The organism is Janibacter sp. CFPM2_SD2, from assembly GCF_057364645.1.
In genome coordinates this window covers 1-20,641 of the sequence record NZ_JBNFOF010000015.1, presented here as the reverse complement: position 1 = coordinate 20,641, position 20,641 = coordinate 1, and the positions used below count along the sequence as shown (strand labels likewise).

Annotated in this window: 20 protein-coding genes and 1 pseudogene; 19 read left to right on the top strand and 2 right to left on the bottom strand. The window is 68.2% G+C overall.

Annotated features, from left to right (window positions below; translation table 11 throughout):
- The first annotated feature begins 91 nt into the window (after window positions 1-91).
- The 9 genes and pseudogenes from rpoB to tuf all read left to right on the top strand — a co-directional run bounded on the left by rpoB (window position 92) and on the right by tuf (window position 13,612).
- Window positions 92-3,544: pseudogene (gene rpoB / locus AC2W7J_RS02785) on the top strand (DNA-directed RNA polymerase subunit beta).
- 140 nt (window positions 3,545-3,684) lie between these two features.
- Window positions 3,685-7,566 (top strand): DNA-directed RNA polymerase subunit beta', encoded by a 3,882-nt coding sequence (locus tag AC2W7J_RS02780; RefSeq protein WP_303708039.1) that lies wholly within the window; start codon window positions 3,685-3,687, stop codon window positions 7,564-7,566.
- Between the two features lie 220 nt (window positions 7,567-7,786).
- The gene (locus AC2W7J_RS02775; protein ID WP_072623754.1) at window positions 7,787-8,062 is read left to right on the top strand and encodes an HU family DNA-binding protein; all 276 of its coding nucleotides are present in this window, start codon (window positions 7,787-7,789) and stop codon (window positions 8,060-8,062) included.
- 85 nt (window positions 8,063-8,147) lie between these two features.
- The gene (locus AC2W7J_RS02770; protein ID WP_255185347.1) at window positions 8,148-8,423 is read left to right on the top strand and encodes a hypothetical protein; all 276 of its coding nucleotides are present in this window, start codon (window positions 8,148-8,150) and stop codon (window positions 8,421-8,423) included.
- Window positions 8,424-8,954: a GNAT family N-acetyltransferase gene (locus AC2W7J_RS02765; RefSeq protein ID WP_255185348.1), complete on the top strand. Its 531-nt coding sequence runs from the start codon at window positions 8,424-8,426 to the stop codon at window positions 8,952-8,954. It abuts the gene before it with no gap.
- Between the two features lie 297 nt (window positions 8,955-9,251).
- On the top strand, window positions 9,252-9,626 hold the full coding sequence (gene rpsL, locus AC2W7J_RS02760) for a 30S ribosomal protein S12 (protein ID WP_007930014.1): 375 nt from the start codon (window positions 9,252-9,254) through the stop codon (window positions 9,624-9,626).
- Window positions 9,626-10,096 carry a 30S ribosomal protein S7 gene (gene rpsG / locus AC2W7J_RS02755; protein ID WP_072623757.1) on the top strand — a complete coding sequence of 157 codons (471 nt, stop codon included), beginning with the start codon at window positions 9,626-9,628 and terminating at the stop codon, window positions 10,094-10,096. Before rpsL ends, rpsG begins: the two co-directional genes overlap by 1 nt.
- An 88-nt stretch (window positions 10,097-10,184) precedes the next feature.
- Window positions 10,185-12,308, top strand: a complete 2,124-nt coding sequence (gene fusA, locus AC2W7J_RS02750) for an elongation factor G (RefSeq protein WP_255185349.1) — start codon at window positions 10,185-10,187, stop codon at window positions 12,306-12,308.
- Window positions 12,309-12,418: 110 nt separating this feature from the next.
- A complete protein-coding gene (tuf, locus tag AC2W7J_RS02745; protein ID WP_185221564.1) occupies window positions 12,419-13,612 on the top strand; it encodes an elongation factor Tu in 1,194 nt (397 codons plus the stop codon).
- Between the two features lie 73 nt (window positions 13,613-13,685).
- On the opposite strand, the gene AC2W7J_RS02740 is transcribed toward tuf, so the two are convergent.
- Complete coding sequence (locus tag AC2W7J_RS02740) at window positions 13,686-13,934, bottom strand: helix-turn-helix domain-containing protein (protein WP_485981382.1); 249 nt, start codon at window positions 13,932-13,934, stop codon at window positions 13,686-13,688.
- Window positions 13,925-14,347 (bottom strand): hypothetical protein, encoded by a 423-nt coding sequence (locus AC2W7J_RS02735; RefSeq protein WP_485981380.1) that lies wholly within the window; start codon window positions 14,345-14,347, stop codon window positions 13,925-13,927. Before AC2W7J_RS02735 ends, AC2W7J_RS02740 begins: the two co-directional genes overlap by 10 nt.
- A 230-nt stretch (window positions 14,348-14,577) precedes the next feature.
- Between AC2W7J_RS02735 and AC2W7J_RS02730 the strand changes: the two genes are divergently transcribed.
- The 10 genes from AC2W7J_RS02730 to rpsC all read left to right on the top strand — a co-directional run.
- A complete protein-coding gene (locus AC2W7J_RS02730) occupies window positions 14,578-14,805 on the top strand; it encodes a hypothetical protein (protein ID WP_485981378.1) in 228 nt (75 codons plus the stop codon).
- 134 nt (window positions 14,806-14,939) lie between these two features.
- Complete coding sequence (locus tag AC2W7J_RS02725; protein ID WP_255185354.1) at window positions 14,940-16,034, top strand: YihY/virulence factor BrkB family protein; 1,095 nt, start codon at window positions 14,940-14,942, stop codon at window positions 16,032-16,034.
- Window positions 16,035-16,427: 393 nt separating this feature from the next.
- Window positions 16,428-16,736, top strand: a complete 309-nt coding sequence (gene rpsJ, locus AC2W7J_RS02720; RefSeq protein WP_007924661.1) for a 30S ribosomal protein S10 — start codon at window positions 16,428-16,430, stop codon at window positions 16,734-16,736.
- 11 nt (window positions 16,737-16,747) lie between these two features.
- Window positions 16,748-17,404 (top strand): 50S ribosomal protein L3, encoded by a 657-nt coding sequence (gene rplC / locus AC2W7J_RS02715; protein ID WP_255185355.1) that lies wholly within the window; start codon window positions 16,748-16,750, stop codon window positions 17,402-17,404.
- Between the two features lies 1 nt (window position 17,405).
- Window positions 17,406-18,053 (top strand): 50S ribosomal protein L4, encoded by a 648-nt coding sequence (gene rplD / locus AC2W7J_RS02710; protein ID WP_255185356.1) that lies wholly within the window; start codon window positions 17,406-17,408, stop codon window positions 18,051-18,053.
- Complete coding sequence (gene rplW, locus AC2W7J_RS02705) at window positions 18,050-18,352, top strand: 50S ribosomal protein L23 (protein WP_255185357.1); 303 nt, start codon at window positions 18,050-18,052, stop codon at window positions 18,350-18,352. The genes rplD and rplW overlap by 4 nt, the downstream gene beginning before the upstream one ends.
- Window positions 18,353-18,371: 19 nt before the next feature.
- Complete coding sequence (gene rplB / locus AC2W7J_RS02700; RefSeq protein ID WP_255185358.1) at window positions 18,372-19,208, top strand: 50S ribosomal protein L2; 837 nt, start codon at window positions 18,372-18,374, stop codon at window positions 19,206-19,208.
- A 15-nt stretch (window positions 19,209-19,223) separates the two neighbouring features.
- Entirely contained in the window at window positions 19,224-19,505 is a 282-nt protein-coding gene (gene rpsS / locus AC2W7J_RS02695; protein ID WP_007924678.1) for a 30S ribosomal protein S19, read from the top strand.
- A complete protein-coding gene (gene rplV / locus AC2W7J_RS02690; RefSeq protein ID WP_255185359.1) occupies window positions 19,505-19,915 on the top strand; it encodes a 50S ribosomal protein L22 in 411 nt (136 codons plus the stop codon). The genes rpsS and rplV overlap by 1 nt, the downstream gene beginning before the upstream one ends.
- On the top strand, window positions 19,915-20,641 hold a 727-nt coding region (gene rpsC / locus AC2W7J_RS02685), incomplete at its 3' end, for a 30S ribosomal protein S3 (protein WP_485981374.1). The genes rplV and rpsC, both read left to right, overlap by 1 nt.

Genomic DNA, 20,641 nt, shown 5'->3' with positions numbered 1-20,641 from the left:
CGTCAGGTGATGGTCCGGACCTGGTGGCACCGCCCGACTCTCAGGCCCGTGGAAGGATCCATCCTTGGCTGCCTCGCGCACCGCTTCCCCGATGTCCACCGCACGGACGGCCAGTGGCCGTCTGTCCTTCGCGAAGATCCGCGAGCCGCTCGAGGTCCCAGACCTCCTGGCCCTCCAGACCGAGAGCTTCGACTGGCTCCTCGGCAACGAGAAGTGGCAGGAGCGTCTCGCTGAGGCTCTCGACGCTGGTCGACGCGATGTCCCGGAGCACCCGGGGCTGGAGGAGATCTTCGAGGAGATCTCCCCGATCGAGGACTTCTCCGGCTCGATGAGCCTCTCCTTCCGGGAGAGCCGCTTCGAGGAGCCGAAGTACTCCGTCGACGACTGCAAGGAGCGCGACCAGACCTACTCCGCGCCCCTCTTCGTCACCGCCGAGTTCATGAACGCCGAGACCGGCGAGATCAAGAGCCAGACGGTCTTCATGGGTGACTTCCCGCTCATGACCGAGCGCGGCACCTTCATCATCAACGGCACCGAGCGCGTCGTCGTCTCGCAGCTCGTCCGCAGCCCGGGCGTCTACTTCGAGCGCACGCCCGACAAGACGTCCGACAAGGACATCTACTCGGCCAAGGTCATCCCCAGCCGGGGTGCCTGGCTCGAGTTCGAGGTCGACAAGCGCGACATGGTCGGCGTGCGCGTCGACCGCAAGCGCAAGCAGTCGGTCACCGTCCTGCTCAAGGCCCTGGGCATGACCTCCGCCGAGATCCTCGAGGAGTTCGGCGACTACGAGTCGATGCGCGCCACCTCGAGAAGGACACCGTCGAGGACCAGGACGCCGCCCTGCTCGACATCTACCGCAAGCTGCGCCCCGGCGAGCCGCCGACCCGCGAGGCCGCGCAGAACCTGCTCGACAACCTCTACTTCAACCCCAAGCGCTACGACCTGGCCAAGGTCGGCCGCTACAAGGTCAACCGCAAGCTGGGTGTCGAGGCCGAGCTCGACGCCTCGGTGCTCACGCTCGACGACATCGTCGCGACGCTGAAGTACCTCGTGGCGCTGCACGCCGACCAGCCGACCCTGCCGGGGACGCGCGACGGCGAGCCCTTCGAGGTGCCCGTCGAGACCGACGACATCGACCACTTCGGCAACCGTCGCCTGCGCAGCGTCGGCGAGCTCATCCAGAACCAGGTCCGCACGGGCCTGTCCCGGATGGAGCGCGTCGTGCGCGAGCGGATGACGACGCAGGACGTCGAGGCCATCACGCCGCAGACGCTGATCAACATCCGGCCGGTCGTCGCCTCCATCAAGGAGTTCTTCGGCACCAGCCAGCTGTCGCAGTTCATGGACCAGAACAACCCGCTGTCGGGTCTGACGCACAAGCGTCGTCTCAACGCGCTGGGCCCGGGCGGTATCTCCCGTGACCGTGCCCAGATGGAGGTCCGTGACGTCCACCCGTCGCACTACGGCCGCATGTGCCCGATCGAGACCCCTGAGGGTCCCAACATCGGTCTGATCGGCTCGCTCGCGAGCTACGGGCGGATCAACGCCTTCGGCTTCATCGAGACCCCGTACCGCAAGGTCGTCGACGGTCGCGTCACCGACGAGATCGTCTACGTCTCCGCGGACGAGGAGGACAAGGTCATCGTGGCCCAGGCCAACGCCGTCCTCCTCGACGACGGCACCTTCGCCGAGGAGCGCGTCCTCGCCCGCACCAAGGGTGGCGAGGTCGACCAGATCCCGGCCGAGGACGTTGACTACATGGACGTCTCGCCGCGCCAGATGGTCTCGGCCGCGACCGCGATGATCCCCTTCCTCGAGCACGACGACGCCAACCGCGCGCTCATGGGCGCCAACATGCAGCGTCAGGCCGTGCCGCTCGTCCAGGCCGAGGCCCCCTTCGTCGGGACCGGCATGGAGTACCGCGCGGCGCTCGACTCCGGTGACGTCGTGCGTGCGGAGAAGGCCGGTGTCGTCACCGAGGTCTCCGCGGACCTGGTCACGGTCACCCACGACGAGGGCGGCTCGCGCTCGTACAAGATGATGAAGTTCTCCCGGTCCAACCAGGGCAACAGCTACAACCAGCGCGTCATGGTCTCCGAGGGCGACCGTGTCGAGGCCGGCCAGCTGATCGCCGACGGTCCCGCGACCGACGGCGGCGAGATGGCCTCGGGCGCAACCTGCTCGTGGCCTTCATGCCGTGGGAGGGCTACAACTACGAGGACGCGATCATCCTCAGCCAGCGCCTGGTGCAGGACGACGTCCTCTCCTCGATCCACATCGAGGAGCACGAGGTCGACGCCCGCGACACCAAGCTGGGCCCCGAGGAGATCACCCGCGACATCCCCAACGTCTCGGAGGAGGTCCTCGCCGACCTCGACGAGCGCGGCATCATCCGCATCGGTGCCGAGGTCCGCGACGGCGACCTGCTCGTCGGCAAGGTCACGCCCAAGGGTGAGACCGAGCTGACCCCGGAGGAGCGCCTGCTGCGCGCCATCTTCGGCGAGAAGGCGCGCGAGGTCCGCGACACGTCCATGAAGGTCCCGCACGGCGAGACCGGCACGGTCATCGGCGTCAAGGTCTTCGACAAGGACGAGGGCGACGAGCTGCCCCCGGGCGTCAACCAGCTGGTCCGCGTCTACGTGGCCAACAAGCGCAAGATCACCGACGGTGACAAGCTCGCCGGCCGTCACGGCAACAAGGGCGTCATCTCCAAGATCCTGCCCGTCGAGGACATGCCCTTCCTCGAGGACGGCACGCCGGTCGACGTCGTGCTCAACCCGCTCGGTGTCCCCGGTCGAATGAACATCGGTCAGATCCTCGAGCTGCACCTCGGCTGGGCTGCAGCCGCGGCTGGCAGATCGAGGGCGAGCCCGAGTGGGCCGAGATGATCCCCGAGGACGCGCGCCAGGCCCCGGCCAACACGCGCGTCGCGAGCCCCGTCTTCGACGGTGCGCGCGAGGAGGAGATCACCGGTCTGCTCGACTCGACGACCCCGACCCGCGACGGCGTCCGGCTCATCGACCGCTCCGGCAAGGCCAACCTCTTCGACGGCCGCACCGGCGAGCCGTACCCGGACCCGGTGTCCGTCGGCTACATGTACATCCTCAAGCTGCACCACCTCGTGGACGACAAGATCCACGCCCGCAGCACGGGGCCGTACTCGATGATCACGCAGCAGCCGCTGGGTGGTAAGGCCCAGTTCGGTGGCCAGCGCTTCGGCGAGATGGAGGTGTGGGCCCTCGAGGCCTACGGCGCCTCCTACGCGCTCCAGGAGCTGCTGACGATCAAGTCCGACGACGTGACCGGTCGCGTCAAGGTCTACGAGGCCATCGTCAAGGGCGACAACATCCCCGAGCCGGGGATCCCGGAGTCCTTCAAGGTGCTCATCAAGGAGATGCAGTCCCTCTGCCTCAACGTGGAGGTCCTCAACTCCGAGGGCGGCACCATCGAGATGCGCGACAACGAGGACGATGTCTTCCGCGCCGCGGAGGAGCTTGGTATCGACCTGTCCCGGCGCGAGCCGAGCAGCGTCGAGGAGGTCTGAGTCCCGGGGGTCCGCCGACCTGACCGGTCGGCGGTCCCCGGCTCCGGCCCCCCACAAGCCCGCAGGGCGACCCCGGTCGCCCCAGGGCAACTGAACTTATCGAGAGTCATCCTCGAGAGAACGAGAGAAGGAAGCACACAGTGCTGGACGTCAACTTCTTCGACGAGTTGCGCATCGGCCTGGCCACCGCGGAGGACATCCGTACGTGGAGCCACGGCGAGGTCAAGAAGCCCGAGACCATCAACTACCGCACCCTCAAGCCCGAGAAGGAGGGCCTGTTCTGCGAGCGGATCTTCGGCCCCACCCGGGACTGGGAGTGCTCCTGCGGCAAGTACAAGCGCGTCCGCTTCAAGGGGATCATCTGCGAGCGCTGCGGCGTCGAGGTCACCCGCGCCGGCGTGCGTCGTGAGCGGATGGGCCACATCGAGCTCGCCGCCCCCGTCACCCACATCTGGTACTTCAAGGGTGTCCCGAGCCGTCTGGGCTACCTGCTCGACCTGGCGCCGAAGGACCTCGAGAAGGTCATCTACTTCGCCGCCTACATGATCACGAGCGTCGACGAGGACCAGCGTCACAGCGACCTGCCCTCGCTCGAGGCGCAGATCGAGGCCGAGAAGCGTGAGCTCGAGAACCGTCGCGACGCCGACGTCGAGACCCGCACGCAGAAGCTCGAGAAGGACATCGCCGAGCTCGAGGCCGAGGGCGCCAAGTCCGACGCCAAGCGCAAGGTCCGCGACTCCGCCGAGCGCGAGATGAACCAGATCCGCAAGCGCGCCGACCAGCAGGTCGAGCGCCTCTCCCAGGTCTGGGACCGCTTCAAGAACCTCAAGGTCCAGGACCTCGAGGGCGACGAGGTCCTCTACCGCGAGATGCGTGACCGCTTCGGTCTGTACTTCGAGGGCGGCATGGGTGCCGCGGCGATCCAGAAGCGCCTCGAGACCTTCGACCTCGAGGCCGAGGTCGAGAAGCTGCGCGAGATCATCGCGACGGGCAAGGGTCAGAAGAAGACCCGCGCCCTCAAGCGCCTCAAGGTCGTCACGGCCTTCCTCACCACGGACAACAAGCCCGCCGGCATGGTCCTCGACGCGGTCCCGGTCATCCCCCCGGACCTGCGCCCGATGGTCCAGCTCGACGGTGGCCGCTTCGCGACCTCCGACCTCAACGACCTCTACCGCCGGGTCATCAACCGCAACAACCGCCTCAAGCGACTGCTCGACCTCGGTGCTCCCGAGATCATCGTCAACAACGAGAAGCGGATGCTGCAGGAGGCCGTCGACAACCTCTTCGACAACGGTCGTCGCGGTCGTGCGGTCACCGGCCCGGGCAACCGCCCGCTGAAGTCGCTGTCCGACATGCTCAAGGGCAAGCAGGGTCGCTTCCGTCAGAACCTCCTCGGCAAGCGCGTCGACTACTCGGGCCGTTCGGTCATCGTCGTCGGCCCGCAGCTGAAGCTGCACCAGTGCGGTCTGCCCAAGGCGATGGCGCTCGAGCTCTTCAAGCCCTTCGTCATGAAGCGGCTCGTCGACCTCGACCACGCCCAGAACATCAAGTCGGCCAAGCGCATGGTCGAGCGTCAGCGCTCCGTCGTGTGGGATGTCCTCGAAGAGGTCATCACCGAGCACCCGGTGCTGCTCAACCGTGCGCCCACGCTGCACCGTCTGGGCATCCAGGCCTTCGAGCCGCAGCTCGTCGAGGGCAAGGCCATCCAGATCCACCCGCTCGTCTGCACGGCCTTCAACGCCGACTTCGACGGTGACCAGATGGCCGTCCACCTGCCGCTGAGCGCGGAGGCCCAGGCCGAGGCCCGGATCCTCATGCTCTCGAGCAACAACATCCTCAAGCCGGCCGACGGTCGCCCCGTCACCATGCCGACGCAGGACATGGTCATCGGTCTCTTCCACCTCACCTCCGAGGTGGCCCTCGAGACCGAGCACCGTCGCGCCTTCGCGACGACGGCGGAGGCCCGCATGGCCTTCGACGCCGGCGAGATCAAGATCGGCACGCCGATCAAGGTGCGGCTCAACGACGTCGTGCTGCCGACCGGCGACGCGGTGCCCGAGGGTGCCGAGCTCGACGAGCGCGGCATGCTCGCGACGTGGACGGCGGAGACCACCCTCGGCCGCGCGCTCTTCAACGAGACGCTGCCGGAGGACTACCCCTTCGTCAACGAGCCGGTCGACCGCAAGCGTCTGTCGACGATCGTCAACGACCTCGCCGAGCGCTACACCAAGGTCGAGGTCGCGGCATCGCTCGACGCCCTCAAGGAGGCCGGTTACCACTGGGCCTCCCGCTCGGGCACGACGGTCGCCGTCTCCGACGTCGTCACGCCGCCGCGCAAGCCGGAGATCCTCGCGACCTACGAGGAGAAGGCCACCAAGGTCCAGAAGCAGTACGAGCGCGGTCTGATCACCGACGACGAGCGTCGTCAGGAGCAGATCGAGATCTGGACCCAGGCGACCAACGAGGTCTCCGCGGAGATGCAGGCCAACTTCCCCAAGGACAACCCGATCTTCCGCATGGTCAACTCGGGTGCCCGTGGTAACTGGTTCCAGCTGCGCCAGATCGCCGGTATGCGAGGCCTCATGGCCAACCCGAAGGGCGAGATCATCCCGCGCCCGATCCGCACGAACTTCCGTGAGGGTCTCTCCGTCGTCGAGTTCTTCATCTCGACGCACGGTGCGCGCAAGGGTCTGGCCGACACCGCCCTTCGTACCGCCGACTCCGGCTACCTGACGCGTCGTCTCGTCGACGTCTCGCAGGACGTCATCATCCGCGAGGACGACTGCGGCACCGAGCGTGGTCTGACCATGCCGATCGCCCAGTTCGACGAGCTGACCGGCACCCGCCGCAAGCACGACGACGTCGAGTTCACCGTCTACGCGCGCTGCGTCGCCGCCGACGTCGAGCACGAGGGCGCCGTCCTCGCCGAGGCCGGGTCCGACCTCGGTGACGTCGTCATCGACAAGCTCTACAAGGCCGGCGTCGACGAGGTGAAGATCCGCTCGGTCCTCACCTGTGAGTCCAAGGTCGGCACCTGCGCCAAGTGCTACGGCCGCAGCCTGGCGACCGGCCAGCTCGTCGACATCGGCGAGGCCGTCGGCATCATCGCGGCCCAGTCGATCGGTGAGCCCGGCACCCAGCTGACGATGCGTACCTTCCACACCGGTGGTGTGGCCGGTGACGACATCACGCAGGGTCTGCCGCGTGTCGTCGAGCTCTTCGAGGCGCGCACCCCCAAGGGTGTCGCCCCGATCGCCGAGGCCGACGGCCGCGTGACGATCGAGGAGACCGACAAGGGCCGCCGCATCCTGCTCGTCGCGGACCGCGACGGCGAGGAGCACGCCTACCCGGTGAGCAAGCGTTCGCGCCTGCTCATCGAGGACGGCGAGCGGGTGGCCGTCGGCACCCAGCTGGTCCAGGGCGCCATCGACCCCAAGCAGGTCCTGCGCATCCTCGGCCCGCGCCACGCGCAGAAGCACCTCGTCGACGAGGTCCAGAAGGTCTACCGCCAGCAGGGTGTGTCGATCCACGACAAGCACATCGAGGTCATCGTCCGGCAGATGCTGCGCCGGATCACGATCCTCGAGTCGGGCGACGCCAACCTCCTGCCGGGCATGCTCGCCGAGCGCGCCCGCTTCGAGGCGGAGAACCGTCGCGTCGTCGCCGAGGGCGGTCGCCCGGCCTCGGGTCGTCCGGAGCTCATGGGTATCACCAAGGCCTCGCTGGCCACGGACTCCTGGCTCTCCGCCGCCTCCTTCCAGGAGACGACCCGTGTCCTCACCGAGGCCGCGATGGAGGGCCGCTCGGACCCGCTGCTTGGTCTGAAGGAGAACGTCATCCTCGGCAAGCTGATCCCCGCCGGTACGGGCCTGCCCCGCTACCGCAACGTGGAGGTCGAGCCCACCGAGGAGGCCAAGGCCGCGATGTACTCGCTGCCCAACTACGACGAGTACGCCTACCCGGTCTTCGGTCCCGGCTCCGGCGAGGCCATCCGCCTCGACGACCTGGACCTGGACGTCTGAGTCGTCCTCTCGTGACCCGAAGGGGGTCGCTTCCCGCGAGGGAGGCGACCCCCTTCGTCGTCCCCGAGACGCACGTGAGAGGTGTGGCCAGAGGGGCCGACGGGCGACAGATCGCCGGAAAATCAAGGGAAACACGCCGTGGGCGAAGTCGACGAAGGCCCCGGTTTCGTGGTTGATTGGCCTTGTTCGACCTACGAACTTCAAGGATGGAGATCCCACTATGAACAAGTCCGAGCTCGCCAGCGCCGTCGCCGAGAAGGCTGGCGTGTCCGCTTCCGCGGCGTCCGAGGTCATCACCGCCCTCCAGGCGGTCCTGTCCGACTCCGTCGCCAAGGGCGAGAAGGTCACCGTCCCCGGCTTCTTCAGCCTCGAGCGCGTCGAGCGCGCCGAGCGCAAGGGCCGCAACCCGCAGACGGGCGAGGAGATGACCATCCCCGGTGGCTACGCCGCCAAGCTCACCGCCGGCAGCGCCCTCAAGGCGGCCGCCAAGGGCTGATTGCCCCGGCACCACGCGAAGGGGGCCGACCACCGTCGAGGTGGTCGGCCCCCTTCGCCGTGGCCGGATGGGGGAGGATGGCGCCATGAGTGACCGGGAGCAACCGATGTCGGTGCGGGCCACCGCGGCCCGGTGGGCCCTCGGCGCCCTGCTCGTCGTCGGTGCCCTGGTGCTCCTGCTCAAGCCGGGCGGGCTGAGCAAGCTCCTGGCGCTGGTGCTCGCCGGCGCGGCCGTTGCGATCTTCACCCGGCGCTCGCGCAGCGATGCCACGGTCGTCACCGTCGTGCTACTCGTGGTGGCGGCGGTCTACGTCGGCGCCTTCCTCTCCGGCAACAGCCACTGGATCACGGACAGGTACTGAATGCGCGACGACATGGTGATCCGGCGCGAGACGCCGGACGACGCGGCGGCCACGGAGGCCCTGCACGACGCGGCCTTCGGGGTGCCGTCAGGGCGCAGCGAGTCGGTCGAGCGCGAGCTGCTGCGCGCGCTACGGGCCGAGGGCTCGGTCATCGACGAGCTGACCTTCGTCGCCGAGCTCGACGGGCAGGTCGTCGGCCACGTCGTCTGCAGCCGCGGCAGCCTCGCGGGCGCGCCCAGCGTCGGGCTCGGCCCGATCGGTGTGCGCCCGGACCTGCAGCGGCAGGGGATCGGCGCCGCCCTCATGATGGCCGTCGTCGCCAGTGCCGAGCAGCAGGCTGAGCCGGCGCTCGTCCTGCTCGGCGACCCCGACTACTACGGGTTCTTCGGCTTCGTCACCGCCTCCGGCCTGGGGATCGGGTCACCGGGCCCCTGGGGGGACAGGTACTTCCAGGCCCTGACCTTGCGCGCCTGGCGGCCCGAGATGGCCGGGGACTTCCGGTACGCCCCCGCCTTCGACGCCCTGGGCTGAACGCGCGGAGCGCCTTCCGGACGGTATGGATTTGTGACCCCACGGGGGCCGCCGGTATCGTTGATCTCCGCACGTGGCACGGCTGTGCCGTGACGCGTGCTGAGGAGGGTCGGAGACGACCCGACTCGCCTCTCTCGCCGGGCGTCCGGTGGCGGACCGACAGGCCGTGACCGGAAGTGCAGGGGAGAGCACCACCGACGACACACCCGAGTGCGTGGGTCGCCGGTGGCATCCAAGGAGCATCGGCCGGCTCACGCCGGACGGTGCAGACAACATCACCGACGTACGGAGAACAGGTTGCCTACCATCAACCAGCTGGTGCGCAAGGGGCGGCAGGACAAGCCGTCCAAGGCCGCCACCCCGGCCCTCAAGGGGTCGCCGCAGCGCCGTGGCGTGTGCACTCGCGTGTACACGACCACCCCCAAGAAGCCGAACTCTGCCCTGCGCAAGGTCGCCCGTGTGCGCCTGACGTCCGGCATCGAGGTCACCGCGTACATCCCGGGTGTCGGCCACAACCTGCAGGAGCACTCCATCGTGCTCGTGCGTGGTGGTCGTGTGAAGGACCTCCCCGGTGTCCGCTACAAGATCGTCCGCGGTTCGCTCGACACCCAGGGTGTCAAGGGTCGCCAGCAGGCCCGCAGCCGCTACGGCGCGAAGAAGGAGAAGAAGTAATGCCTCGCAAGGGTCCTGCTCCGAAGCGCCCCCTCGTCGTCGACCCGGTCTACCAGTCCCCGCTGGTCACCCAGCTGGTCAACAAGATCCTGCTCGACGGCAAGAAGTCCATCGCTGAGTCCATCGTCTACGACGCCCTCGAGGGCTGCCGCGAGAAGACCGGCACCGACCCGGTCCAGACGCTCAAGCGCGCGCTCGACAACGTCAAGCCCTCTCTGGAGGTCAAGTCCCGCCGCGTCGGTGGTGCGACCTACCAGGTCCCGATCGAGGTCAAGCCCGGCCGCGCCACGACCCTGTCGCTGCGCTGGCTCGTCGGCTACGCCCGTCAGCGTCGCGAGAAGACGATGACCGAGCGCCTCATGAACGAGATCCTCGACGCGAGCAACGGCCTGGGTGCCGCGGTCAAGCGTCGCGAGGACACGCACAAGATGGCCGAGTCCAACAAGGCCTTCGCGCACTACCGCTGGTGACAGCAGGTCGGGGCCGGCGACCGTCGGCCCCGACCACCACCCGCCCTCCCGGGCAGACACGACCGCAACGAGCGAGATGAGATAACGAGTGGCACAGGACGTCCTGACGGACCTCACCAAGGTCCGCAACATCGGCATCATGGCGCACATCGACGCCGGCAAGACGACGACGACTGAGCGCATCCTCTTCTACACCGGCGTCAACCACAAGCTTGGCGAGACGCACGACGGTGCCTCCACCACCGACTGGATGGAGCAGGAGAAGGAGCGCGGCATCACGATCACCTCCGCCGCGGTCACCTCCTTCTGGGAGGGCACCCAGATCAACATCATCGACACCCCCGGCCACGTGGACTTCACGGTCGAGGTCGAGCGCTCCCTGCGCGTCCTCGACGGCGCCGTCGCCGTCTTCGACGGCAAGGAGGGTGTCGAGCCCCAGTCCGAGACGGTCTGGCGCCAGGCGGACAAGTACGACGTCCCCCGCATCGCCTTCGTCAACAAGATGGACAAGCTGGGCGCCGACTTCTACTTCACCGTCGACACCATCAAGGACCGCCTCGGTGCGGAGCCGCTCGTCATGCAGCTGCCGATCGGCGCCGAGAACGACTTCGTCGGTGTCGTCGACCTGATCAGCATGAAGGCGCTCGTCTGGCCCGGCGACGCCAAGGGTGACGTCACCATGGGCGCCTCCTACGAGGTCCAGGAGATCCCCGCGGACCTCCAGGCCAAGGCCGAGGAGTACCGCAACCACCTCGTCGAGCGCGTCGCCGAGTCCGACGACGACCTCATGGAGAAGTACCTCGGTGGCGAGGAGCTGACGACCGACGAGATCAAGGCCGCCGTGCGCAAGCTGACGGTCAACTCCGAGCTCTACCCGGTCTTCTGCGGCTCCGCCTTCAAGAACCGTGGTGTCCAGCCGGTCCTCGACGCGGTCGTCGACTACCTCCCCAACCCGCTCGACGTCGCGGCCATGGAGGGCCACGCCCCGGGCAACGAGGACGAGGTCGTCCTGCGCAAGCCCAGCACCGAGGAGCCCTTCTCCGCGCTGGCCTTCAAGATCGCGGCGCACCCCTTCTTCGGCACGCTGACCTTCATCCGGGTCTACTCGGGTCGGATCACGCCGGGCACCCAGGTCATCAACTCGACCAAGGGCAAGAAGGAGCGTCTGGGCAAGCTCTTCCAGATGCACGCCAACAAGGAGAACCCGGTCGACGAGGCGATGGCGGGTCACATCTACGCCGTCATCGGTCTCAAGGAGACCACGACGGGTGACACCCTGAGCGACGTCAACGACCAGGTCATCCTCGAGTCGATGTCCTTCCCGGCGCCGGTCATCCAGGTCGCCATCGAGCCCAAGACGAAGGGCGACCAGGAGAAGCTGGGCACCGCGATCCAGAAGCTCGTCGCCGAGGACCCCACCTTCCAGGTGAGCCTCGACGAGGAGACCGGCCAGACGATCATCGCCGGCATGGGCGAGCTGCACCTCGACGTCTTCGTCGACCGCATGAAGCGCGAGTTCAAGGTCGAGGCCAACATCGGCAAGCCGCAGGTGGCCTACCGCGAGACGATCCGTCGCGCGGTCGAGAAGTACGACTACACGCACAAGAAGCAGACCGGTGGCTCCGGCCAGTTCGCCAAGGTCCAGATCACCTTCGAGCCCCTCGAGGCCACGGAGGACACGGACGGCGAGCTCTACGAGTTCGAGAACGCCGTCACCGGTGGTCGCATCCCGCGTGAGTACATCCCGAGCGTCGACGCCGGTATCCAGGACGCCATGCAGTACGGCGTGCTCGCCGGCTACCCGGTCGTCGGTGTCAAGGCCACCCTCATCGACGGTGCCTACCACGACGTCGACTCCTCGGAGATGGCGTTCAAGATCGCCGGGTCGATGGCCTTCAAGGAGGCCGCCCGCAAGGCCGACCCGGTGCTCATGGAGCCGATGATGAAGGTCGAGGTGCGTACGCCCGAGGACTACATGGGCGACGTTATCGGCGACATCAACTCCCGCCGTGGCCAGATCCAGTCCATGGAGGACGTCAGTGGAGCCAAGGTCGTCACCGGCCTCGTCCCGCTGTCGGAGATGTTCGGCTACGTCGGCGACCTGCGGTCGAAGACCCAGGGCCGGGCGAACTACTCCATGGAGTTCGACTCCTACGCGGAGGTCCCCAAGGCGGTCGCCGAGGAGATCATCAAGAAGACCCGAGGCGAGTGACCGGTAGCATTACCGGGATCCCGACACGGACCATCCACACACACCCACACACGACGCCACCCTGCCGGGCAAAGGCGTAACCGAGAAAACGTCCTGAGGAGGACAACACAGTGGCGAAGGCAAAGTTCGAGCGGAGCAAGCCGCACGTCAACATCGGCACCATCGGTCACATCGACCATGGCAAGACGACGCTGACGGCCGCGATCTCCCGCGTGCTGCACGACAAGCTCCCCGACCTCAACGAGGCCTCGGCGTTCGACACGATCGACAAGGCTCCCGAGGAGAAGCAGCGCGGTATCACCATCTCGATCGCGCACATCGAGTACCAGACGGAGTCGCGTCACTACGCGCACGTCGACTGCCCGGGTCACGCCGACTACGTGAAGAACATGATCACCGGTGCGGCCCAGATGGACGGTGCGATCCTCGTCGTCGCCGCCACCGACGGCCCGATGCCGCAGACGAAGGAGCACGTCCTCCTGGCCCGCCAGGTCGGCGTTCCCTACATCGTCGTGGCGCTCAACAAGGCCGACATGGTCGACGACGAGGAGATCATGGAGCTCGTCGAGATGGAGGTCCGCGAGCTGCTGTCCTCCTACGAGTTCCCCGGCGACGACGTCCCGGTCGTCAAGGTCTCGGCGCTCAAGGCGCTCGAGGGCGACGCCAAGTGGGGCGAGTCGATCATGGAGCTCATGACGGCCGTCGACGAGTACATCCCCGAGCCGGAGCGCGACCTCGACAAGCCGTTCATGATGCCGGTCGAGGACGTCTTCACGATCACCGGTCGTGGCACCGTCGTCACCGGTCGTATCGAGCGCGGCATCCTCAACGTCAACGAGGAGGTCGAGATCGTCGGTATCCGCGAGGAGAAGACCACCACGACCGTCACGGGCATCGAGATGTTCCGCAAGCTGCTCGACGAGGGTCGCGCGGGTGAGAACGTCGGTCTGCTCCTTCGTGGCACCAAGCGCGAGGACGTCGAGCGCGGCCAGGTCATCTGCAAGCCGGGCTCGATCACCCCGCACACCGAGTTCGAGGCGCAGGTCTACATCCTGTCGAAGGAGGAGGGTGGCCGGCACACGCCGTTCTACGACTCCTACCGTCCGCAGTTCTACTTCCGGACCACCGACGTCACCGGCGTCGTCTCCCTGCCCGAGGGCACCGAGATGGTCATGCCCGGCGACAACACCGACATGAAGGTCGAGCTCATCCAGCCGATCGCCATGGAGGAGGGCCTGAAGTTCAACATCCGCGAGGGTGGCCGCACCGTCGGCGCCGGTCGCGTCACCAAGATCGTCAAGTGATCCTGGGCTGACCTCGAGTCAGCAACCACGAAGGGCCCGTCTCCCCGTCAGGGGAGGCGGGCCCTTCGTCGTGTCACGGCCGGCCGGCGTCGATCCACACCTGCGGGTCGTAGGTCCACCCGTCGGCGACCATCGCCGTGCGCAGCGCAGCACGGTTGTTGGTCGCGTGGCCGGCCTCCCGGTAGCGGGCCCGGCCACGCTCGATGTGGCTGCGCACGGTCTCGGTGCGCAGCGACAGCACGCGCGCGAGGAAGGCTGGGGAGTGCCCGCGGGCGGCGACGAAGAGGGAGAGCAGCTGGAGCTCGCGATCGGTCAGGTGCACCTCGGGCGGCTCGGCCGGCTCGACGCGCGCGATGTCGGGGGTCTCGCCGCCGGCGACCGAGCGGATGACGTCGGCGGTCTGCGCCAGACCGAGGGTCGGCTCGATCCAGGCGGTCGCGCCCTCGGCGGCTGCCGGCGGGCGAAGGGGGAGTGCCGCTGCGGCCCGATGATGATCGGGTGCGAACCGAGTCGGCGCAGGGCCCGCACCTTGACGGCCAGCGGCAGGTGGTCGTCGAGCTGTGCGTCGACGACGACGAAGTCCCCGGCGAAGTCCCACTCGGCCTGGAAGTCGGTCCAGGCGTGCACGGCGGTCGTCACGCGCAGCGGTTCCGGCCCGGACAGCAGCTCTCGACGCAGGGCCGTCGTCACCACAGGGGAGGTGTGGACCAGGTCGAGGCGGGTGGCTGCGGACATCGGGCACGATGCTCCCATGCGCGCCGACGCCATGGTCTTCGTCTGGTCGCGCGGCGGCTGCACGCGGACGCGGTCACCTCGGTGCTCGTGGCCGATGGGCTCGATGCCAGGACGGTTGCGTCGGTCGACGAGGCCACCGGCCTGCTCCGCTGGCCCCGACTGCACCATCCCGCGGGACCCCGGTCTCACTGACGGGTGGTGCGCTGGCGTCGATCGGCCTGGCTGCTCTCGTGGACCTCAATGTCGGCGTGCTGACCTTCGGCTCCGACATCGGCAGCGCGACCCTGGCCAACGACATCGCGCCCGGCCAGACCGTGACCGTCCAGGTCTTCCCGGAGGGGCTGAACATCAACGCCCTGGGCACGTACTCGCTGGCCGTCCTCGGCGCCACGGCCGAGTTCACCCTCGCGGCTGGTGCGGGGCCCCTGCTGAGCGTCTGCAGCTCGCCCAACGACTGAGCGAACCACCGCCACCCCGCGCGCCCATCGCCCTTCGGGGTGGTGGGCGCGTTGGCGTGTGGCAACGGGACGGGGGACTCCCTTCGATCTAGGGTGGGGGCGACAGTTGCACCCGACCACGGAGACCGCGCCACATGGCCACCGACGAGAGCACCACGACCGAGGACCTCGCCCCCGAGGAGGAGGGCCTCGACGAGGTGGCCAAGCCGACCCTGCGCCAGATGAAGAAGCGCAGCTGGGTCTTCGCCTTCAAGCGGGCGATCAAGGAGTTCAGCGCCGACGGGTGCACCGACCTGGCCGCCGCGCTCACCTACTTCGCGGTGCTGTCGATCTTCCCCGGGCTGCTGGCGCTCGTCTCGATCATCGGTCTCGTGGGCGACCCCGACGAGACGAAGAAGACCCTGCTCGACGTCATCGGCCAGCTGGGCCAGGACAACGTCGTCGACATCCTCGAGGGCCCGATCGACCAGATGGTCAACTCCAGCGGGGCCGGCCTCGGACTCGTCGTCGGTATCGCGGGTGCCCTGTGGTCGGCCTCGGGCTACGTCGGAGCCTTCGGCCGCGCCCTCAACCGGATCTACGACGTCCCCGAGGGGCGCGGCTTCGTCAAGCTGCGGCCCATGCAGCTCGCGGTCACCGCGGTGCTGCTCGTCCTGGCCGCCGCCACGATCATGTCCGTCGCCGTCAGCGGTGACGTGGCCCGGGCCATCGGCAACACCATCGGCCTCGGCGAGGCCGCGGTGATGACGTGGAACCTCGCCAAGTGGCCGGTCATCCTGCTCGTCGTCACCTTCATGGTGGGCCTGCTCTACTGGGCCACCCCCAACGTCAAGCAGCCGACGTTTCGCTGGCTCAGCCCCGGCGCGGCCGTCGCGATCGTCGTGGCGATCGTCGCGTCCGTGGCCTTCGGCTTCTACGTCTCCAACTTCGGCTCCTACAACGCGACCTACGGCTCGCTGGCCGGTGTCATCGTCTTCCTGCTGTGGCTGTGGATCCTCAACAACGTGCTGCTCCTGGGTGCCGAGGTCGACTCCGAGATCGAGCGCTCCCGCCAGCTGCAGGCCGGCATGGCGGCCGAGGAGGACCTGCTCCTCCCGCTGCGCGACACGACCAAGTCCGATGCGGCCGCCGAGGCCGAGGTGGAGGTGCGCGAGGAGGCCCGCTCCCTGCGCATCGACGGGCTGCGCGACCAGGGCAGGTCGACCGCCGACCTCGCCGACCAGGACTGACTCCGGTCGCCGGGTGCGACCCCGGCCGACCGCACCGGAGAGCCGGTGGGGGGCCTGTCAAGCACCGGCCCGGCCCGATTTGGACTGAGCCTGCAGGCTCTGGCACACTGTTCAGGTTGCTTGTTGTGCGGTGACGCCGCTATCGGACTTTGCCCCGATCGCCAGGTGCCACCGCCTCCCCCGATGACAACGCATCGAACCGCCTGAGGCGGGGCGACACATCGGACACGAAGCACGATCCGGTTCGACCGGGTCGACGACCAGATCGCACGACCTGCCCTTCGGCATGTCGTCGCGTCGCGGAGCGGGTGCGACACACCCGACCGCGTGGGTCGGAGGCCAGGCCGACCGACACAGACCAAGGCAAGACGGCGAGAGAGAGACGGACACAAGATGGCGGGACAGAAGATCCGCATCCGGTTGAAGTCGTATGACCACGAGGTCATCGACAACTCGGCGCGGAAGATCGTCGACACCGTGACCCGTGCCGGCGCGACGGTGGTGGGCCCCGTGCCGCTGCCCACGGAGAAGAACGTGTTCTGCGTCATCCGGTCGCCCCACAAGTACAAGGACAGCCGCGAGCACTTCGAGATGCGCACCCACAAGCGCCTCATCGACATCATCGACCCGACGCCCAAGGCCGTCGACTCGCTGATGCGCCTCGACCTCCCGGCTGACGTCAACATCGAGATCAAGCTCTGAGGCTGAACGAGATGACTACTACTGCCACCAAGACCGTCAAGGGCGTCCTCGGCGAGAAGCTCGGCATGACGCAGGTCTGGGACGAGGACAACCGTCTCGTCCCCGTGACCGTCATCCAGGCCGGCCCGTGCGTCGTCACCCAGGTCCGCAACGCCGAGACCGACGGCTACGACGCCGTCCAGATCGCGTACGGCGCCATCGACCCGCGCAAGGTCAACCAGCCCAAGAGCGGCCACTTCGCCAAGGCCGGCGTGACCCCGCGCCGCCACCTCGTGGAGCTGCGCACCGCTGACGCCTCCGAGTACTCCCTGGGTCAGGAGGTGACCGTCGAGCTGTTCGAGTCCGGGCAGGCCATCGACGTCACCGGCACGACCAAGGGCAAGGGCTTCGCCGGCGTCATGAAGCGTCACGGCTTCGCCGGTGTCAGCGCCTCCCACGGTGCGCACCGCAACCACCGCAAGCCCGGCTCGATCGGTGGCTGCGCCACCCCGGGTCGCGTCTTCAAGGGGATGCGCATGGCCGGCCGCATGGGCGGCGTGCGCCAGACCACCCAGAACCTCACGATCCACGCCGTGGACGCCGAGAAGGGCCTGCTGCTCGTCAAGGGCGCCGTCCCCGGCCCCCGTGGCGGCGTCGTCCTCGTCCGCACCGCGGTGAAGGGAGCCTGACGTGCCGACCATCGACATCATCAGCCCGCAGGGTGCCGCCAACGGCACCATCGAGCTGCCCGCCGAGATCTTCGACGTGCAGGTCAACGTCCCGCTGATCCACCAGGTCGTCGTGGCCCAGCTCGCCGCGGCGCGCCAGGGCACGCACGCGACCAAGACCCGCGGCAACGTCCGCGGTGGTGGCCGCAAGCCGTACCGCCAGAAGGGCACCGGCCGCGCCCGTCAGGGCTCGACCCGCGCTCCGCAGTTCGCCGGCGGTGGCACCGTCCACGGCCCGCAGCCGCGTGAGTACTCGCAGCGCACCCCCAAGAAGATGAAGGCTGCCGCCCTGCGCGGTGCCCTCTCCGACCGGGCGCGCCACGGCCGCATCCACGTCCTCAGCTCCCTCGTCGACGGGGACACCCCCTCGACGAAGGGCGTCGCGACCGTCCTCGGTGGCCTCAGCGAGCGCAAGAACCTGCTCGTCGTCATCGAGCGCGGCAACGAGACCGCGTGGAAGTCGGTGCGCAACCTGGCCGACGTCCACGTGCTGCCGGCCGACCAGCTCAACACCTACGACGTGCTGTGCGCCGACGACGTCGTCTTCACCCAGGCGGCCCTCGAGGCCTTCCTCGCCGGCCCGACCAAGACCGAGGAGGTCAGCAAGTGACCGCGTCCCAGCTCAAGGACCCGCGCGACATCCTGATCCGCCCCGTCGTCTCGGAGAAGTCGTACGGCCTGCTCGACGAGGGCAAGTACACCTTCATCGTCGACCCGCGGGCGAACAAGACCGAGATCAAGATCGCCGTCGAGCAGATCTTCGGCGTCAAGGTCGACTCCGTCCACACCATGAACCGTGTCGGCAAGGCCCGACGCACGCGGTTCGGCACCGGCAAGCGCAAGGACACCAAGCGCGCGATCGTCACCCTCCGTGAGGGCTCGATCGACATCTTCGGCGGCCAGGGCTGACGGAGAGGACAAGGAAGACATGGGAATCCGTAAGTACAAGCCGACCACCCCGGGTCGTCGCGGCAGCTCCGTCGCCGACTTCGTCGAGGTGACGCGCTCCACCCCCGAGAAGTCGCTCGTCCGCCCGCTGACGAAGTCCGGTGGCCGCAACGCCTCCGGCCGCATCACCACCCGTCACATCGGTGGTGGCCACAAGCGTGCCTACCGCGTGATCGACTTCCGTCGTCACGACAAGGACGGCGTCCCGGCGAAGGTCGCGCACATCGAGTACGACCCGAACCGCACCGCGCGCATCGCGCTCCTGCACTACGCCGACGGCGAGAAGCGCTACATCCTGGCGCCGAACAAGCTGACGCAGGGCACCGTCATCGAGAACGGTCCCGCCGCGGACATCAAGCCGGGCAACAACCTGCCGCTGCGCAACATCCCGACCGGTACGACGATCCACGCCGTGGAGCTGCGTCCGGGTGGGGGAGCGAAGCTCGCTCGCTCGGCCGGCACCAGCATCCAGCTGCTGGGCAAGGAGGGTCCGTACGCGACCCTGCGCATGCCCTCCGGCGAGATCCGTCGCGTCGACGTGCGCTGCCGCGCCACCGTCGGCGAGGTCGGCAACGCCGAGCAGTCGAACATCAACTGGGGCAAGGCCGGCCGCATGCGGTGGAAGGGCAAGCGCCCGACCGTCCGTGGTGTCGTCATGAACCCGGTCGACCACCCGCACGGTGGTGGCGAGGGCCGCACCTCCGGTGGCCGTCACCCCGTCTCGCCCTGGGGCAAGCCCGAGGGCCGTACCCGGCGTCCCGGCAAGGCGAGCGACAAGCTCATCGTCCGTCGTCGCCGCACCGGCAAGAAGCGCTGATAGGAGCCTTTGGACATGCCTCGTAGTTTGAAGAAGGGCCCCTTCATCGACGACCACCTTCAGAAGAAGGTCGACGTCCAGAACGAAGCGGGCACCAAGAACGTCATCAAGACCTGGTCGCGCCGTTCGGTGATCTCGCCGGACATGCTGGGTCACACCTTCGCCGTCCACGACGGCCGCAAGCACGTCCCGGTGTTCGTCACCGAGGCGATGGTCGGCCACAAGCTCGGCGAGTTCGCACCGACCCGCACCTTCCGCGGTCACGTGAAGGACGACAAGAAGGGACGTCGTCGCTGATGCCTGCCACCGAGACCACCGAGCAGGAGACGCTGGTCGCCCGCGCCTCCGCCCGCCACGTCCGCGTCACGCCCCAGAAGGCGCGTCGCATCGTCGACATGATCCGCGGCAAGGACACCCAGACCGCGATCGCGTCGCTGCAGTTCGCCCCCCAGGGTGCGGCCGAGCCGACCCTCAAGGTCCTGCAGAGCGCCATCGCCAACCTCCGCGTCAAGGCTGACGAGGCCGGGGAGCCCTTCGACGAGCGCAACCTCGTCATCTCCTCCGCCTTCGTCGACGAGGGCCCGACGATGAAGCGTTTCCGTCCCCGGGCCCAGGGCCGCGCGGGTCGGATCAACAAGCGCACCAGCCACATCACCGTCCTCGTGACGAGCAAGCCTGAGAAGGCCGCGAAGGGAGGGACCCGCTGATGGGTCAGAAGATCAACCCGCACGGCTTCCGTCTGGGCATCACCACCGACCACAAGAGCCGCTGGTTCGCCGACTCCAACAAGGAGGGTCAGCGCTACCGCGACTACGTCAAGGAAGACGTCGCGATCCGCAAGCTCATGTCCACGGGCATGGAGCGCGCCGGCATCGCCCGCGTCGAGATCGAGCGCACCCGTGACCGCGTGCGTGTGGACATCCACACCGCGCGCCCGGGCATCGTCATCGGTCGCCGTGGCGCCGAGGCCGACCGCATCCGCGGCGAGCTCGAGAAGCTCACCGGCAAGCAGGTCCAGCTGAACATCCTCGAGGTCAAGAACCCCGAGATCGAGGCCCAGCTCGTCGCCCAGGGCATCGCCGAGCAGCTCGCTGCCCGCGTCACCTTCCGTCGCGCCATGCGCAAGGGCATGCAGTCCTCCCTTCGCGCCGGTGCCAAGGGCATCCGGATCCAGTGCTCCGGTCGCCTCGGTGGCGCCGAGATGTCGCGCTCGGAGTTCTACCGTGAGGGTCGCGTGCCGCTGCACACCCTCCGCGCGAACATCGACTACGGCTTCTACGAGGCCCGCACGACCTTCGGCCGCATCGGCGTCAAGGTCTGGATCTACAAGGGCGACATGACCGAGAAGGAGTTCGCGGCCCAGCAGGCGACCGCGGCCCCCCGTGGTCGCTGGCCCGCGTCGCGACCGCGACGACCGTCCCCGCCCGCGCCCG